The 16,487-nt window shown below is 65.2% G+C and carries 14 protein-coding genes; 4 read left to right on the forward strand and 10 right to left on the reverse strand.

Annotated features, from left to right (window positions below):
• Positions 1 to 122: 122 nt before the first annotated feature.
• Genes ACO06P_RS04100 through ACO06P_RS04110 form a run of 3 tightly spaced genes read right to left on the reverse strand, consistent with a single transcriptional unit; the run spans position 123 to position 3,391 of the window.
• Positions 123 to 716, reverse strand: a complete 594-nt coding sequence (locus ACO06P_RS04100) for an OmpA family protein (protein ID WP_420348734.1) — start codon at positions 714 to 716, stop codon at positions 123 to 125.
• Positions 717 to 720: 4 nt separating this feature from the next.
• On the reverse strand, positions 721 to 1,191 hold the full coding sequence (locus ACO06P_RS04105; RefSeq protein ID WP_420348735.1) for a FecR family protein: 471 nt from the start codon (positions 1,189 to 1,191) through the stop codon (positions 721 to 723).
• Positions 1,175 to 3,391 carry a CHASE2 domain-containing protein gene (locus ACO06P_RS04110; protein ID WP_420348736.1) on the reverse strand — a complete coding sequence of 739 codons (2,217 nt, stop codon included), beginning with the start codon at positions 3,389 to 3,391 and terminating at the stop codon, positions 1,175 to 1,177. Before ACO06P_RS04110 ends, ACO06P_RS04105 begins: the two co-directional genes overlap by 17 nt.
• Positions 3,392 to 3,880: 489 nt before the next feature.
• Here ACO06P_RS04110 and ACO06P_RS04115 point away from each other — a divergent pair, with 489 nt between their 5' ends.
• From ACO06P_RS04115 to ACO06P_RS04125, 3 genes are read left to right on the forward strand one after another with little or no spacing between them, the layout of a single operon-like run.
• Entirely contained in the window at positions 3,881 to 4,624 is a 744-nt protein-coding gene (locus ACO06P_RS04115) for a hypothetical protein (protein WP_420348737.1), read from the forward strand.
• The gene (locus ACO06P_RS04120; protein WP_420348738.1) at positions 4,621 to 5,787 is read left to right on the forward strand and encodes a M48 family metalloprotease; all 1,167 of its coding nucleotides are present in this window, start codon (positions 4,621 to 4,623) and stop codon (positions 5,785 to 5,787) included. Before ACO06P_RS04115 ends, ACO06P_RS04120 begins: the two co-directional genes overlap by 4 nt.
• Entirely contained in the window at positions 5,784 to 6,356 is a 573-nt protein-coding gene (locus ACO06P_RS04125) for a hypothetical protein (protein WP_420348739.1), read from the forward strand. Before ACO06P_RS04120 ends, ACO06P_RS04125 begins: the two co-directional genes overlap by 4 nt.
• A 90-nt stretch (positions 6,357 to 6,446) precedes the next feature.
• On the opposite strand, the gene ACO06P_RS04130 is transcribed toward ACO06P_RS04125, so the two are convergent.
• From ACO06P_RS04130 to ACO06P_RS04140, 3 genes are read right to left on the reverse strand one after another with little or no spacing between them, the layout of a single operon-like run.
• A complete protein-coding gene (locus ACO06P_RS04130) occupies positions 6,447 to 7,463 on the reverse strand; it encodes an Ldh family oxidoreductase (protein WP_420348740.1) in 1,017 nt (338 codons plus the stop codon).
• On the reverse strand, positions 7,456 to 8,625 hold the full coding sequence (locus ACO06P_RS04135; RefSeq protein WP_420348741.1) for a UxaA family hydrolase: 1,170 nt from the start codon (positions 8,623 to 8,625) through the stop codon (positions 7,456 to 7,458). The genes ACO06P_RS04130 and ACO06P_RS04135 overlap by 8 nt, the downstream gene beginning before the upstream one ends.
• 1 nt (position 8,626) lies before the next feature.
• Positions 8,627 to 8,914, reverse strand: coding sequence for a UxaA family hydrolase (locus tag ACO06P_RS04140; protein ID WP_299392928.1), 288 nt, complete (start codon positions 8,912 to 8,914; stop codon positions 8,627 to 8,629).
• A 236-nt stretch (positions 8,915 to 9,150) separates the two neighbouring features.
• Between ACO06P_RS04140 and ACO06P_RS04145 the strand changes: the two genes are divergently transcribed.
• Positions 9,151 to 9,882 (forward strand): GntR family transcriptional regulator, encoded by a 732-nt coding sequence (locus ACO06P_RS04145; RefSeq protein ID WP_420348742.1) that lies wholly within the window; start codon positions 9,151 to 9,153, stop codon positions 9,880 to 9,882.
• Positions 9,883 to 9,902: 20 nt separating this feature from the next.
• On the opposite strand, the gene ACO06P_RS04150 is transcribed toward ACO06P_RS04145, so the two are convergent.
• The 4 genes from ACO06P_RS04150 to ACO06P_RS04165 all read right to left on the reverse strand — a co-directional run bounded on the left by ACO06P_RS04150 (position 9,903) and on the right by ACO06P_RS04165 (position 16,255).
• Positions 9,903 to 10,862 (reverse strand): dienelactone hydrolase family protein, encoded by a 960-nt coding sequence (locus ACO06P_RS04150; protein ID WP_420348743.1) that lies wholly within the window; start codon positions 10,860 to 10,862, stop codon positions 9,903 to 9,905.
• Positions 10,863 to 10,993: 131 nt separating this feature from the next.
• The gene (locus tag ACO06P_RS04155) at positions 10,994 to 12,223 is read right to left on the reverse strand and encodes a hypothetical protein (RefSeq protein ID WP_420348744.1); all 1,230 of its coding nucleotides are present in this window, start codon (positions 12,221 to 12,223) and stop codon (positions 10,994 to 10,996) included.
• Positions 12,220 to 14,700 (reverse strand): YncE family protein, encoded by a 2,481-nt coding sequence (locus ACO06P_RS04160; protein WP_420348745.1) that lies wholly within the window; start codon positions 14,698 to 14,700, stop codon positions 12,220 to 12,222. The genes ACO06P_RS04155 and ACO06P_RS04160 overlap by 4 nt, the downstream gene beginning before the upstream one ends.
• Before the next feature lie 409 nt (positions 14,701 to 15,109).
• Complete coding sequence (locus tag ACO06P_RS04165; protein ID WP_420348746.1) at positions 15,110 to 16,255, reverse strand: alanine--glyoxylate aminotransferase family protein; 1,146 nt, start codon at positions 16,253 to 16,255, stop codon at positions 15,110 to 15,112.
• Positions 16,256 to 16,487 lie beyond the last annotated feature (232 nt).

The raw sequence follows: 16,487 nt of genomic DNA on the forward strand, positions 1-16,487 counted from the left end.
TGCGGCGCACAGGGGGCTGCCGGGGGCGCAAAGGAAGTGCCACGGATTTGTGGAGCGGGCGCTCTGGAGCAACCGGGCCATCCCATCGCGCAGCGGCCCGCTCCAGCCTACCTGGCCCCAGCCTACCTGACAGTCACCTCGACACGGCGGTTGCGCGGCTCGGCGACTTCATCGGCGGTTTCGACCAGTGGGTTGTTCTCGCCGTGGGAGTCGACCTCGATCAGCTGCGGTTCCAGCCCCTCGGCGATGAGCAGATCCCGGATCGTCTCGGCACGCTGCAAGGCGAGCTGAGCATTGCGCCGCTCTCCGCCGATGCGGTCCGTATGTCCGACCACCGCAACCTCCGCCGCCGGATACTCCTTGATCGAGTCGAGGATTTCCGGCAGTTGGGCAAGGGATTCATTCGTCAGCCGGTCGGAGCCGATAATGAAGTAGAGAATGAAAGTCCGGGGTTTGCGCGGACTGGCGCCGAGGGTGGCCCCCCAGGTCTCGTCGATTTCCTGCTGGCTGATCGCGCGCGGCTGCCCGGGCGCGGTTCCGGCATCGGACACCCGGACCGCGATCCCGGGACTGTCGAGCGTCTGGGCACCGGCTTCGTTTTCCACGGTAATCGCACCGACGCTGCCGTCGTCGTCCTCCAGCAGGACGAAACGGTTGCCGCCGGCGCAGGCGGCAAGGCCCAGCATCAGCGTCACGGCCAAGAGCTTGCGCATCATCCGATCAGTCCCCCGCAACTTCGGCCAGAAAGCGTGTTCCGCGGACAGCCACCGTGGCCACCGGTGTCTTCACTTTCACGGCATCCGGCGACAGCTTTGCGATCACCCCGGAGATGTACTGCATCGTGCCGCGAAAGAGCTCGACGACGAAGGAGAGCCGTCCTTCCGCCGGGGCGAAGACGAACTCGGTAAACTGGACCCTTGAATTGGGGCCGATCGAAATGCGCGTGCCGTCCTTGAATGTCAGGCCTATGGAGCCCTCGGCGGTTTCGATCACATCCATGGCATAGATCGCCTCCCCGACGTCAAGCTGGGCGCGCTGCTCGGCGCGGCGCGCAAAGGCCTGACCGTCGACCACCTTTACCAGGGCGACCTCCTGTTGCTGCGCAACGGCAGCCGAAACCCAGCCCGCCGCCAGAACGGCAGCGAGGCAAAGCCCACCGATGACTGACTTGAGGCTATGCGGATTCTTCAAAGCGTGTGACCTCCTCACCTTTTCGATCCTTCGGGTTGCGCAGGCGCGACGCCGGAAAAACCAGGGTCGCTGTGGTTCCGTGGTCGGTGATGCTGGTGAGCTCAAGCCGGCCGCCATGCATCTCGATCATGGCCTTCGTCAGGGGCAGGCCCAGGCCGATACCCTCCAGGTTGGAGGCAAGGGCATGATCGATCCGCCGGAAGGGAACGAAGGCCTCGGAGACCTCCTTGTCCGACATGCCGATCCCCGTGTCCGAAATCGAAAGACAGAAGTCGCCTTGCTCATCGAGGCGCCCGGTCAGCCGGACCTCTCCGCCTTTGGGTGTGTACTTCACAGCATTGGAAACGAGATTGAGCACCATCTGCGTGAACATCCGCCTGTCCGCCCAAAGCGACTGCGCGACGGATGCCGTATCGAAGAAGACCGCGATCCCGCTGTCGCGATAGGCCGACTGAACGGTCCGCACGCAGTCCTCCAGAACGTCTCGGAGAGGAAACTCCGACTCAGAAAGATGGCTTTCGCCCGCCTCAACCTTTGACATCTCCAGGATATCGTTCACGAGCGACAGCAGATGGCTGCCCATGTGGTGGATGTCTTCCACATAGTCGCGGTACTTCGGGGGAGAGACAGGCCCGAGGATTTCGCGCTTCATCATCTCCGAGAACCCCAGGATGGCATTCAGCGGGGTTCGCAGCTCATGGCTCATGTTGGCGAGAAAGCTGGTCTTGGACCGGTTGCCGGCCTCCGCCAGGATCAGCGCCATCTCCCGCTCCTCGGCGCTGCGCCGCCGCTGGCGCTGTGCCTCCGCCAACCCGCGCCCCAGGACGACCAGATAAGCAACCGAGCATATGATCGCCGTATAAGTCGGATCGAAGAGGATGCCGCCGCCCTGCATCGCCACCAGGCTGCCGCCGGCCAGGAGGCTCAAGAGGCCCAGCATGCCCAGCAGGCTGGCGTGGCCCGACAGTCTGGGCACGGCCAGGACGATCAAGGACAACAGGGCAAGGGCCAGCAGCGCTTCCCAAAGCGCCGCCGCCTGAGGCCTGATGAGATAGCTCTCCGCCATCAGGTTCTCCAGGAACAGGGCCTGGACATCCACGTCGGAGAGCAGCCTGCCGCTCGGGGTGACGAACTCGCGCCCGAGGCCGACGGCGGTCGAGCCCAGCAGGACGGTATGACCCTGCAGGCTCGCCAGCGGAACGGCACCGCTCATGAGATCCGCAGCCGAAACCCGCAACACACTGTCGGACGGCCGGTCGCGCAGCCAGACATGGCCGGAGTATGTCGTCGGTATCTCCATGCCGGCCAGCGAGACCGCCGTCACGCCGGGGCCGTTGATCTCGACCGATACAGCCTCGCCGCCCTGGGCGATACGCAGCACTTCCAGGGCGAAGCTCGGCAGCACCGCGTCGCCGACCAGCATGACCGCCGGCATCTTGCGGACAACGCCGTCTCCTGAGAGCTCCAGGCTGGCGACACCGACGCCGCTTGCAGCATCCTCCAACAGCGCAAGGTTGCGCAAAAGCGCCGGATAGCGCCGCAGTTCCGTGGCGCCCTGCTGTCCGAGCCTCAGCCGGACCGGTGCCTGCATGCCCCTCTCACCCTCGGGCACCGCGCCATCGTCGATGGCAGCCACGGCGAGCACCGTTGGCAGCATGCGGAGCTTGGCCGCCAGGATCTCATCGTTTGACGGCAGAGCCGCCAGGCTTTCTCGCAAAGGGGCATCCAACGGAAACCGCTTCAGCAGGTTCTCCGGTGAAAGCCGGTCACCCTCGGCGAAGATGATGTCGATCCCCAGCACCAGGGGTTTGCTGGCGGCAATGCGCCCGACAAGGTCCGCGATCAGGTCTCGCGGCCAGGGCCACTGGCCCTGCTGCGCCAGACTGCGCTCGTCGATGTCCACCACCGTCAGTTTCAGGCGCTGCGGTTCGACAGCGCTGACGAACATCGATTGCGCCGCGTCAAAGAACGCGTAGCGAAGGGTCGTGAAGGGACTGGGGTCGGCGAAACGCAGGAACACGACGGCCGCGAGCGATACCCAAAAGGCCGCGCGCAGGGACCATCGGCGCAGCGTCACCGCCGCCGGCATCGGTCTCGCCGAAAAGGGATCGAAAATGCTGGCTGCCGGACCGCAGCGGAAGAGGTCGAAGCAGCGGGAGCTGGAGCAGCCCCCCATGAGGGCGCACTCAAGCGGCGCCATCTATGAGTGCCTCGTTGATGCATGCTCCGAAACGTCCCTGCGGCCGGCCCCGACAACTCTCAGGATAGCACGGAGGGCTGGCTATCGATCAACAAATCGATTAGCTCCGGCGATGAGCTTCCGCTCCTCCGCAACCTCATCGGGAGTACGCTCCGGAGGCCGGACTCACCGCAGGATCAGCGTTAACCCTTTAAAACATTGATCTTTCGCCCCATCCCCAGCCGCCCTGGCTGCGCCGGCGAAGCGGGCAAGCGGTCGAACGCAGTGATGGCCGGGCTGCGTCTGCTTCGCAAACTGCAAGCTGTGGATCCGATCCGCGAGAGCGCGCCAAGCAATACGTCCCGAAACAGCCCGATCAATCCTTGATTGGAATCGGGCTTCCCATGAAAATCAACTATAGGTAACGTGGCCCGGTCGATGCGAAAGACAGGTTTGTGGGGTCAGTCTTGTCGGCAGGGTGGAACCTAAATGTGGGGGAAAGACGACATCATGTCTTTGGCAGAGCGGAAGTGGTTCGACCTGCGCTTTCTGCCGCGGCTCCGGCTGATCGTGCTGGTGCCGCTGCTCTTCGCGGCCGGCTGTGCACAGACCAGAAGCCTGGATGCCGGCGATGCCTTTCAGCGCCCAACAGGTGAAGTGACGGTCTTGCTGATGCCTGCGGACGTCGAGATTTCGCTGCTGACCACGGGGGGCCTTCTGGAGCCCAACGCGGCCTGGACCGAGCAGGGACGCCGCAATGTCGTTGCCGCGCTCAAGGCGGAGATGGCAGAGCGCAACATCAAGGTCGTTTCCTATGCGGACGACAGCAACCCGACCTATGACGTCGAACCAGAGCATCTGCAGCTTGTGAAGCTGCACGAGGCTGTCGGCGGCGCCATCGCGCTTCACAAGTTCGTGCCCGGCTTGGCGCTGCCGACCAAGAAGGACAAGTTCGATTGGACGCTGGGCGAAGGGGTCCAACGCCTGCGTGACTCTCACGGCGGAAACTACGCCCTCTTCGTCTATGCCGAGGACTCCTTCTCAAGCGAGGGCCGTGTCGCCCTGACAGTCGCCCTGGCGCTCCTCGGTGTTGGTGTTCAGGGCGGACAGCAGATCGCCTTTGCTTCCATGGTCGACATGGATAGCGGATCGGTGGTCTGGTTCAACGTGCTGAACAGCGGCGTTGGCGATCTGCGTGACCCGGAGTTGGCACGCAGTACGATCGATACCCTTCTGGACAGCGCACCTCTATGAGGCTGTCCTGCCTGCTCGCGGTGCTCGCCATCACGGTCGGCGGTTGCACGGCGGCCCCTCGGTCCGATCTGCAGCCGGGGACGACGCCGGCAGCCGACAGCGTGGAAGGCGGCCTCTGGATGGTCATGGAGCGGGCCGAAGCCCAGCTGCGGACTTCCGGCAAGGTCATCCCCGATCCCGAGTTGCAACGCTACGTCCAGGATCTGACCTGCGAATTGGCCGGCGAGTACTGCGGTCAGATCCGGACTTATGTCGTGCGTCAGCCGGGGTTCAACGCCTCGATGGCGCCAAATGGGTTCATGACGGTGTGGAGCGGCCTGCTGCTGCGCTGCGAAAACGAGGACCAGTTGGTAACCGTTCTGGGCCATGAGATCGCGCACTACGTCAGGCGCCACTCCGTGCAGAGATGGGAAACGGCCCGCGACACCCTGACAGCGGCCACGGTCTTCGGTGTCATGACGGCCGGCGTCGGCGTACCGGTCGGCGGTCTGGCGCAGCTTGGCGTCATTGGACACATTCAGGCCTACAGCCGGGACCATGAACGCGAGGCGGACCGTCTGGGTTTCGAATTCATGGCGAAACACGGCTACGATCCCCAGGCGGCGGCCCAGGTTTGGAGCAACCTGATTGCGGAAAGAGAGGCCGCCGAGGAGGATCGGCCCGATCCTTTTTTCGCCTCTCACCCGCCGAGCGAAGAACGGATGGAGTCGCTCAGGGAAATGGCCAATGCCCTTGCGGAGGTCACGGTTCCGTCGGATGCAGAAAGCAGGGACCTGCGTTTTCGAGCCGCCATGATACCCCATCTCGAAGCCTGGCTGGAAGACGAGGTCGACCTTGGACGCTATGCGCAGACCCAGGTTCTTCTGGACCGTCTGAAGGAACGCGAGCATTCCAAGGGCCTTGTCTGGTACTACCAAGGCGAAGTCCTGCGGCGAAACCCGGACTCCGAGGACAGATCAGAGGCGGTGGCCGCCTACAGGCAAGCGGTCGAGCACGCAGACGCGCCGGTCGCGGTTCACCGCAGCCTTGGCATCCTGCTTTCCAAAGAAGGCGACGTTGCCGGAGCCCGTGCGGCCTTTGCCACGTACCTGCAGGCCGCTCCGGATGCGGAAGACCGCGAGATTGTCCAATACTACCTGAGCGAACTGGAGAAAGAACCGTGATCCGTGGACTGAGGATGTTCGCTGTTCTGGTTGTCGCCGGATTGGCGGCGGGCTGTACGACCTTCTCGGAGGTACCGTCATCGGAGCCCCAGGTGATCGGCGGTGTCTTCCGCGTTCAGCCAGGCGTTTTGTGGAGCGCGGCAAAGGACGGCAACAACCAGACCTGGACCATCAATGGCATCGGTCTGGAGTCTATCTCCTTCCTCACCAATGTCGGTGACGGTGAGGCGATTGCTCCCCGCCTTCAGGGGGAAAAAGCGCCCACCTTCCGCAGCGATATGACGGCTTCGGACATTGTCGACCTCTTTGAAGCGGTCCTCACCGCCCGCGACTACGCACAGGTTCAGATCCTCAGCCTTCGGCCACATGAGATCTCAGGCCAGGATGCCTTTCGTTTCGAATATGCGGCCTTCAATACCAACGGCCTGGAGAAAAAGGGCATCGTCATTGGCTTGATCGACGAGGAGACGGGCCTGAACCTGGTCATCTATGAGGCCGCAGCGGAGCACTACTTCGCGGCCTCTCTGGATGCGGCGGAGAAGGTGCTCAACTCTCTGGAACGGATCTAGACCCTCGATCGACATGATGACGAGCGGCGGGCCGCCCTTTCGCGGGCCGCCCTTTCGCGGGCCGCCGGCCGTCGATGCAGCCCAAAGCCGTTAGGCATGCAGGCCCCTGATCTCCGACAAGACGGCGGCCGGCACTGAGAGGCCATCGCGCGCCGCGGCGGCACGGGCAGTCAGACGACGCGTTCCCGGCAGACGCGTGCCGGGCTGGTCCTCCAGAGCCTCAATCAGCACTTCGAGCCGATCCGTGAAGCCGCCGCCGGAGAGCGGTACGGGATCGATCGCGATCAACAGCTGCCCGACAGCCGGCGCCGGGCCCTCCGCCTCGAAGAAGGAGGAGGCCTCAAACCCGTGGTTGGCGCCGACCAGCGTGGCGGAAAGCACCTCGACCATCATGGCCAGCGCGGCGCCCTTGGCCTCGCCCATGGGAACCATAGTGCCGCCCAGGGCGGCCTCGGGACTGCGGGTCGGCCTGCCCTCGGCATCCAGGGCCCAGCCCTCCGGTATTTCCTCTCCCGCCTTGGACGCGGCCATGACCTTGCCACGGGCCACCTTGGCAAGGGACAGGTCGATCACCAGCGGCGCGCCGCTGCGGCGTGGGGCCGCCATGGCGATGGGGTTGGTTCCAAAAAGCCCCCGGTTGCCACCCCAGGGGGCGATGGCCTGCGGCGAGTTTCCGAGCAGCAGCCCGACCAACCCCTCCTCTGCCAGTTGCTCGACATGGTAGCCGCCCTGCCCGAAGTGGTGCGAATTGTATATCGCCGCCAGGGCCACGACCTGGCCCCGGGCCATGGGCAACAGAGCCTTGCGCGCCAGATCCAAGGCCGGAAAGGCAAAGCCGGCTGCGGCATCGATACGCACCACCGAGGCGGAAAGTCGCTCCATCCGCGGCGATGCCCCGCCGCGGACCTTGCCGCTGCGGGCCTGCGCGGCATAGGAGGCGACCCGCGACAGACCGTGCCCCTTCTGCCCGTCCGCCTCGGCGGCCACGAGGGCGGCAGCGACCGAAACGGCGTTGCTCTCCGCCGTGCCGGATGCCACCAAGGCGCCGACCACAAGGTCGCGCGCCTCGGCCAGCGTCAGCCGCTCGGTCGCCGCGCCGTCAGGCACTGCGGTAGAGCTTGGTCATGACGAACTCGCGGTGCTTCAAGGCTTCCGCCGCCGTCAAACGCCCATTACAGGTTCGGACCGTGATGTCGATCAACGCGTCGCCGGCCTCATCCATGTTCATCTCGCCGCGCAGAATGCCTGAGACGTCCAGGTCGACATGCTCGCCCATCTCGCGGGCCGTTTTTGGATTTGCCGTCAGCTTGATCACCGGCTCGATCGGGTTGCCGATGATATTGCCCTGCCCGGTCGGGAACAGATGGACGACAAATCCAGCCGCAGCCTGCAGGGTGACACACTCCGCCGCTGCCGAACTGGTGTCCATGAAGTAGAGCCCCGGTCCCTTGGCAGGCTGCTCGGCCGGCTGCAAAACGTCGATGAACTTGGTCTTCCTGCCGATCTTCTGCAGATTGCCGAAGGCCTTCTCCTCAATGGTGGTCAGGCCGCCCGCGATGTTGCCCTTGGTCGGCTGGCTGTCGGAAAGGTCGCTCGTCTTATGCGGCTCGATCACCTCATCCATATAGGCCTGCCATGTGTTGAGAAACTTCTCGGCGACTTCAGGCGTCGCGGCGCGGGTCGCGCAGACCTGTTCCGCCCCTGTCAGCTCCGAAGTCTCGCCGAAGCAGGTGGTGGCACCGATCTCATCGAACTTGTCGATGAAGTTGCCCACGGTGGGGTTGGAGGCCAGACCCGAGGTGGTGTCGGACTCGCCGCACTTGGTCGACACCCAAAGCTCGCTCAGGTCGCAGGGTTCGCGCTGCAGTTCGCTGGCCCACTGGGCGAACTCCTTGGCCTTGCGCGAAGCATCGGCCACGATCTTGATCTCGCCGTGACCCTCGATGGCGAAACCCTCCACGCGCTTGCCGGTCTTGGCGATACCCTCGACCACACGCCCGGTCCAGCCCGGCTCGATCCCGATCACGATCACAGCAGCCACGTTCGGATTGCTGCCGGTGCCGATCAGGGTGCGGAAGTGCAGCTCCAGATCCTCTCCGAACTGAAGGCGGCCATAGTGGTGCGGCAGCGCCAGGCAGCCATCGATGTTGTTCGCCACCTTCTCGCAGGCGGCATTGGAAAGATCGTCCAGAGGAAGAATGACGACGTGGTTGCGAACACCGACCCGGCCGTTCTCCCGCCGATAGCCGTGAATCTTCTGTGCGCTCATCTTACCACCTCTTCGTCTTGACGTTTTGCGTGTGCACGTGACCGCCCTTGGCGATCGCCGCGACGGCCTTGCCGATGTCATTGCCGTACTTCAGGATGGTGTCGCCCTCTGCGATGTCCCCCAGCGCGATCTTGTGGCCGAGCGGGATCGGGTCGATGCAGGCGATCTCGACGCGCGAATCGTCAGCCATGACCCAGCCGGAGAGCGTGGTGTTTGCGGCAATGCCCTCTTTCACGATGACCCCGACCGTGTCCTCGGCATCGTGCACAATGAAGTCTGGTGCCGACATTTTCGGATCTTCTCCCTATTTGTTTCGTTCTTGAATCACGACAAAAGGAGCGCTCCGGCAGATTGCCTCGGCAGAGGCACGGGCGCTTGTCTGTTCAGCTTTTTAAATTTATATGTTATGTCTTATATAAGACAAGGAATTTCTTTTAACGCATCGACGAAATATGGGCCGCGGCGCAGTTCTCCACATCGCTCCGCTTCGCGGCCGGTATCCTCGCTGAACTTGGGAACCTCGCCTTGGCCCAGCAATCACAGCCACTCCCCGGGCTCCGCCCGCTCTACCAGCAGGTCAAGGATCTGCTGATGCAGCGCCTGGTCGGCGGCTATTGGCGCCCCGGCGACCTGCTGCCCAGCGAGTTCCAACTGGCCGCGGAGTTGAACGTTAGCCAAGGCACGGTCCGCAAGGCGCTGGACGAGATGACGGCCGGCAACCTGCTGGTCCGGCGCCAGGGGCGCGGCACTTTCGTCGCCGAGCACGACCAGGAGCATGCCCTCTTCCACTTCTTTAAGATGATCGGACGCGACGGCGAACCTGTGGTGCCGGAAAGCCGCGTTCTGCGCCGCAGCCTCGGCACCGCACGCAGGGAAGAAGCCCAGCGCCTCCAGCTTGGCGCCGAGGAGGCGGTGTTCCGGATCACCCGGGTTCGCACGATCGACGGGAATGCGGCAATCCTGGAACGGATCGTTCTGCCGCAACGGCTGTTCCCGGACCTCGCCGAGCGGCGCGAGCTCCCGAACACGCTCTACACCCTCTTCGCTCACGACTACAACGTGACGGTCACCAAAGCCATCGAGCGCCTGCGCGCTGTCACGGCACCGCCCGAAGCCCTGCGCCACCTGGACCTGGAGCCGGACACCCCGTTGCTGGAGGTGGATCGCGTGGCGCTTGCCCTGGACGGCAAGCCGGTGGAGTGGCGGATTTCGCTCTGCCACACTGCGGAAACCGCCTACGGGATCTCCCTGTCCTAGCCTCCGGCTGAACGCTGACGTCAGCGGCGCGTCAGAAAGCCACCGGCTCCCAGAAACGCAAGCGTGTTGCGGTAGGCCCGCTCCGCCGCCTCCTCGTTGCCGCCGGCGTGCCCGCTGCGGCTGCAGCCGGCCAGCACGGCGCCCAGGTTTGCGGCATTGATCTGCAGCCCGCTGCGGGTTTCGACAAAGCCCCCGTCTTCCTGCTGCTCAAGCTCGCAGAAGGCCGGCGAAGGCGCCGTGATATCGACCTTGCCGAACATCTCCAGCAAGGGATGATCGAAGGCGTGCCGCGCCCCAGGGTGGACGACAAGCGTCATGTTGTTGGGGCCCTCCGGACCGCGTGTCGCGGCTGCCAGTTCGGCACAGCGCTCCGGCGGAACCAGATCGTCCAGCGCACCGGACTGGATGAGGATCGGTGCACCGGTCGTCACCGGCCGGCTCAGCCGCAGGCCGCACCAGGGATAGTAGGCGATGTGCAAGGCAAAGCGTGCCTCCGCAACCGCCAGCTTTTGCCGGATCGCCTCGTAGCCCGCATAGAGCGCGGCGATACCGCCTTTCGAAAAACCGATGACACCGATACGCCGGGGGTCAATCCGCGGGTCGGCGAGCAGGAACCGCAGCCCGCCATAGGCATCCGCCAGCATCGAGGCCGTGCTCACAAGGGTCTGGTCGCGCACGGTGTGATCGACATCGCGTGGCGAGAAGCTGTCGACGGCCAGCACAGCGACCCCTTCCTCGCGCAGACGCTGGGCGTAGAGCCAGTCCTGCGAGCCCTGACCGTTGGACGTGTGGAGCAGAACGAGGGCCGGATAGGGCGGTTTGAAGGTCTCGCTCTCCGGCAGCACCAACACCGCCTCGGCCTGCTGCGCCTCACCACTCTGCCCTGCCAGCAGCTGATCGACGAAGCCGTAGGTTCGGCTCTCGAAGGCGACGGCCTCGACCATCGCCGGCCTGGCCACACAGGCGCCGGCCGTGAGCATCAGAGTCAGCGATACCAGCAGCCGCAGCGACCGCCCGACACTTCTTCCTTCTACTGCGCCTCTTTCTGCTGCGCTTCTTTCAACTCCATCCCCCATGCGCCCCTCCCCTGGCGCGTCTGGCTAGCCCATGCCTAACGCTCCGCCAGGCTGCAGTCCGTCACGCTGGTCAGCGTGGGCCAGCCGCCTCCACGCCGCCGCTGGCAGCTTTCCAGCCATTGGATCGTTGTGTTGACGAGCGCGATGGTGCGTTGACGCAGGGTCTCGTCCACCATGTAGTGGTCGCGTCCGAAGTCGGCGAGCGTGACGCTTTCAGGCGCGATCAGATCGGCCAGCAGATTGAGGCCGTCGTTCGGCCCATAGGGCCTCAGGATGATGTAGGTGTCGCGCACCTCGTCCGAGATCGTGCCGGTCACCGGGATGCCGATGTAATTGATGATCAGCAGATCCTCATCTGTTCTGATCTGCTTGAATGCCGCGCGGCGCCGTTTCGTCAGCATGGAATGCATGCCGGGATCGTCGACGAAGGCGCGATACCTGGAGAGCGGCCCATCGCCCAGGACCTCGTCGGCCAAGGGCGTTCCCTGCAGGGTTCCGACAATGTTGATCCAGGCCTTGATGCGCCCGGCGTGCTCCGGTTCGAGTGCGGAGAGCGCCAGCGCCACCTCCGGGCTCGACTTGCTGGCGCTGACCACGATCACCTTGCTGTTCGGGGCGGTTTTGCGGCGCAGAAAGTCGGCAACCACCAGCGCATTGGTGTCGATGGAGCCGATCTCGTCGGTCCTGACAAGCTGCGGCGACAGGCCGGCGTCGCTCAGCGCTAGGCGTGGATCGGCCAGGTCGGCCCCGGTGTTCTTGTGGCTCTCGTAGTGATAGGCCGGCACGAAGACGAGCTGGTAGTCCGCCGCCTGGGGCAGCAGCGTCCGCCCCTCCTCCGCCGCGTAGCCTTGCAGGGCCCGTGCCAGGTGCAGATCGTAGGAGCGGCGCAGCAACCGGTTTGCGGGAACCCGATTGATCAGGTCGGCAAAGTAAATGGCGGCAAAGTCCACGGAGAAGGCATCGGCGATGCGGTTCAGAGTGTCCCGGTCCGGCAGCGCGCCGGCGCCGGGATCGACGTAGAGCGTATCGATGCGCCGGTCGAGTTCGGGGCGCAGACGCGCGCCCGCCAGATAGTGCTCCATCAGATAGGCCGCTTCCTCAGAGTCGACACCGACGGAGAAATGATGGCCACCCAGCGCTCCGCTCGCCGGAAGCGTGTCCGGCAGCGTGGCACAGGCCCCGAGCATCGCGATGAGCGGCAGCAGATATGCAAAGGTGCAGCGTGACCGGGCGATGGGCCGGTGTTTCCTTCTCGAGTGGATCATTGCAAGGCATTCCCTGGGCCGGGCTCATCGCCATCGCGCTGCCCATCGAGATCCCGGTCCAGCGCACTGCGCCAGCCGTCGCCCGGCGGCACGCAGGCGAAGGTCACCGGCGCCGCGGCCGCATGCGCCAGCAGATCGTCCAGCCGCCAAGACACCTCCCCCTCGCGGTCCGGCAGGAAGCCCTCGGCACGCCAGAGCCATCCCCGCTCGCGACCCTCTGCGCGCGCCCAGGCGATCAGGTCACAGTCGCCGGCGGCAGCCTGCCCGGTCATCAGGGCAAGCCGCGCCGTCTGCCCGTCATCCACGGTTCCGCTGACGGTGGTCTGCAGACCGACCGCCGGCGCCATACCGGTGTTGAAGGCCATGACGAAGGCGTTCAGATCAGCCCGCAGGCTGTCGCGTTCTTCCTCCGTCTTTCCGGGAATGTGGAAGACGTCCAGTTTCAGGAAGTTGATGATGGTGTCGATGCTGCCGTCATGCACCAGGCCGAAACCGGAGACCTGAGGCCCAGGCCGATTGAAGCGGCCGACCTTCTGGTAGACGTTGCGCAGGTGGGCCGTCTTCATGTCGATGCCCGCGTCGGCGCCTTCGAAGTTGATCAGGCCGTTGGTGCCCAGCGGCGCGGCGTGGCAATCGCGGCAGCTCAGGAGTCCGCGGTCGATGTCGATACCGTCGTTGAAGATGCGGAACCCCGCCTGCTGTCGCGAGTTGTAACTGCGGTCAGGCGCCTCGTTGGGGTTGGGCGGATAGCGGATTGTGTGAACGAAGCGCGCGAAAGCCTCCATCTCCTGCCGGCCGGGCGGCTGCGCAAGACCCATCAGATCGACGAAAGCCCTGTCGAAGTCCATGAAGCTCGGCAGGTTCGCGCCCGGCTGATCGCTGTCGCGGCCGAAGCGGTCGCCGCGCCAGTGCAGCGGCCCGGTGTCGACGATGCCGCGCAGGCTCTGGGTCATCATCGGACCCTTCAGGGGATGAAACGCCTGCTGCGGCACGAAGAGATCGTGCTGCAGAGCCTCGGGCATGGCCACCAGTTCGCCGTCGGGATTGCCCAGGTCCCAGCCAAGGCCGTCGACGTCGGCGAAGACATGGCAGGACGCACAGGACAGCGTGCCCTGGCCCGAGGTTGCAGCCGCGTCATAAAGCAGTCCGCGGCCGGCCTTGATGACCGCGGGTGTCGGATCGTGGCGCAGCGGCACGGTGGCAAGAATGCCGTTGGTCCCTGTGTCCACCACAGAGATCGAGGCGTCGAGCCGGTTGAAGACGTAGAGCCGTTGTCGGCTGGCGTCGTGCGCAAGACCGGCCGGCCCGAAGCCGACATCGATGCGGTCCATCACCGCGGCGTCGCGGGAGAGCACGGCGACCTTGCGTGACCCGAAAGCCGCGACATAGGCCCTCTCTCCCGACGGCTCGAAGACGATCTGCAGCGGTTGGGCGAGGCTCCTGGCGCGCAGCGCGGAAGGAGCCGGCATGCGCGCCGGATCGACGTGGGGGTTCAGATCCTGCGAAAGCACCGTCCAGCCATCGCCATTGCGGCGCAGGCGGGTGATGCGGTTCTCGGCAAAGCGGCCGCGCAGGCGCGGTTCGTGGATTTCCAGGTTTGCCGCCTCGCTGTTGGAAACCCAGACCTCCGCCGCTTCGCCCTCGTTGGCCTGCGGGCGCACGGCGATGTCGAAGAGGACCGTGCCGACGCCGCTGATCGCCTCGGCCACCGTCGGCCGGTCTCCGGAAAGGTCGATCCGGAAAACGTCGTAGTCCGGCAGATCGAAGGGCACCAGACGCGACCAGTCGCGCCCCCCGGCATCGATCCATCTATCGTTCACCTGGCGCACGATGGCACCGGCCTTCGGCGGGCCGTTCGATGGCGGCAGATTGTCCAGGCTGTAGACCGGTGCCCGGTCGATGCTGGCCGCCTCGATGCCGCCGACGCTGGCTGTCCCGTTGCCGGAATGAAAGATACCGGCATAGACCGAAAGCCCGTCGGGCGAAACCGCCAGGGCACGGGGCTTCGCGCCGAACAGCGTCAGCACCTGCGGCGCACGCTCCGGCGCGTCCCCATCGAAGACCCAGAGATGGGCGCGGCCGATCCCGGCCTTCAGGCTGTCGCCCCGCTTCGCGGTGGCGACGATCACCCAGCGCTGGTCTGGCCCCGCCGCGACGATGCCGCGGGGCTCGTCGCCGACATCGAGACTACGGATGACCTTGGGCGCTGTCGGGTCGCTGACGTCGACCACGGAAACGCTGTCGGACAGGTGGTTGGTGACCCAAAGCTCGCCCGCGCGGCGCAGCGTCAGCGCAATCGGCCGCAGGCCGAGGCGGGCCTCGGCCACCGATCTCAGGCCGTCCGGACCGGCCGCGAAGACTTCCAGGCGATCGTCGGGTGTGTTCAGGGCATAGAGAAAAGCGCCGTCCCCGGAGAGGGCGAGTGGACGCAGCGGTTCGGTCTCGAAGTTGGTAAAGCCCCCGGAAGGCTCCGGCACGGGGAAATACGGCGCGGCGCAGGCTGCCAGCAGAAGCAGCCCTGTGAAACCAAGCGCCAGGCGGCGCAGCGCAGGCCCTCGCCCCGCGCAAAAGTGACCCCGGTTCAGCAACGAAATGCGGCCCCCCTTCATTTCCTTGCCTGCCGGATCTGGCCCCGACGGCCAGAACCCGGCAGCTCAAGAATGTCACAGGGGGAAAACCGCCTCAACGAACCTAAAGGCGATCCGGATCACGTTTGCTCGACCAGGCCAGCGGCCACGAACCGCGGTCCGACCTCACAGCCCGACCTCACAGCCCAACCTCACAGATTGTGTCAAGGTGATCCAAGAAGCGCGCTGCCTGCTCTCTTGCTCCGGCTTCGGTCATCAGAGCACCAAAGCCCCCAGACCGACTGCGCGCACCCAGCCGTCACCGCAGGTTTGCGGTCCCCACCACCTTGTCGAGGGCCGTCCTGAGGTTGGCCACCGTGCGCTCGACATCGGCCAGCTTGTCGAGACCGAAGAGGCCGATGCGGAAGGTCTGAAAGTCCGCCGGCTCGTCGCACATCAGGGGCACACCGGCGGCGATCTGCAGGCCCTCGGCGGCGAACTTCTTGCCGCTCTTGATATCCGGGTCGTCGGTATAGCAGACCACCACGCCGGGGGCGCCGAAACCTTCCGCGGCCACGCTCTTGAAGCCGGCGTCGGCCAACAGCTTGCGCACGCGGTCACCCAAATCCTGCTGAGCCTCGCAGGCCTTCTCGAAGCCGGTCAGCTCGGTCTCGCGCATGGCATCGCGGAACCCGGCGAGCGCATCGGTGGGCATGGTGGCGTGGTAGGCATGGCCGCCCTTCTCATAGGCTTCCATGATCTCCAACCACTTCTTCAGATCACAGGCGAAGCTGGAACTGGTCGTACCGTCGATGCGCTCCCGCGCTGCCTTGCTCATCATGACAAGGCCGCTGCAGGGCGAGGCACTCCAGCCCTTCTGCGGCGCCGAGATCAGGACATCGACCCCGACCGCGGCCATGTCGACCCAGATGGTGCCCGAGGCGATGCAGTCCAGCACGAAAAGCCCGCCGACCTTGTGGACCGCCTCCGCCAGGGCTTTCATATAGCCCGCTGGCAGGATCATCCCGGCGGAGGTTTCCACATGCGGCGCGAAGACGACGTCGGGCTTCTCCGCCTCGATGGCCGCCACGGCTTCCTCGATCGGCACCGGGGCGAAGGGTGCCTGATGGCCGGGCGCCGTCTGCCGGGCCTTCAGAACGACGGCTTCGCCGGGAATGCCGCCGGCTTCGAAGATCTGGGTCCAGCGGTAGCTGAACCAGCCGTTGCGGATGACCAGGCACTTCTTGCCGCCGGCGAACTGGCGCGCCACCGCCTCCATGGCGTAGGTGCCGCCGCCCGGTACCACCGCCACCGCCTCCGCCTTGTAGACCCGCTTCAGGGTATCGGAGATGTCGCGCATCACCCCCTGGAAGGACTGGGACATGTGGTTCAGGGCGCGGTCGGTGAAGACCACGGAATACTCGAGAAGTCCGTCGGGATCGACGTTCTTCAGCAGGCCGGACATCGCTCTCTCCTGGCGGCAGACTTTGGGGGTTCTGGCTGCCGCCAGCTTAGCCGCTGGCCATCGGAGAGTCTCAGATTTTCATCCGGAAACTTCGTTTGGCACATACGGTCGCAGCACGGCCGGCCCTGCCGCCGCCCGGGCTCGCACGCTTGTCAATTCAGTGTGGCAACCCGGTTCCGCCAAACACGGAAGTAACCACACAACGACAACACCATGACGGCGTCTCCTGAAG

Source organism: Pelagibius sp. (assembly GCF_965227505.1).
Lineage (GTDB): Bacteria > Pseudomonadota > Alphaproteobacteria > Kiloniellales > Kiloniellaceae > Pelagibius.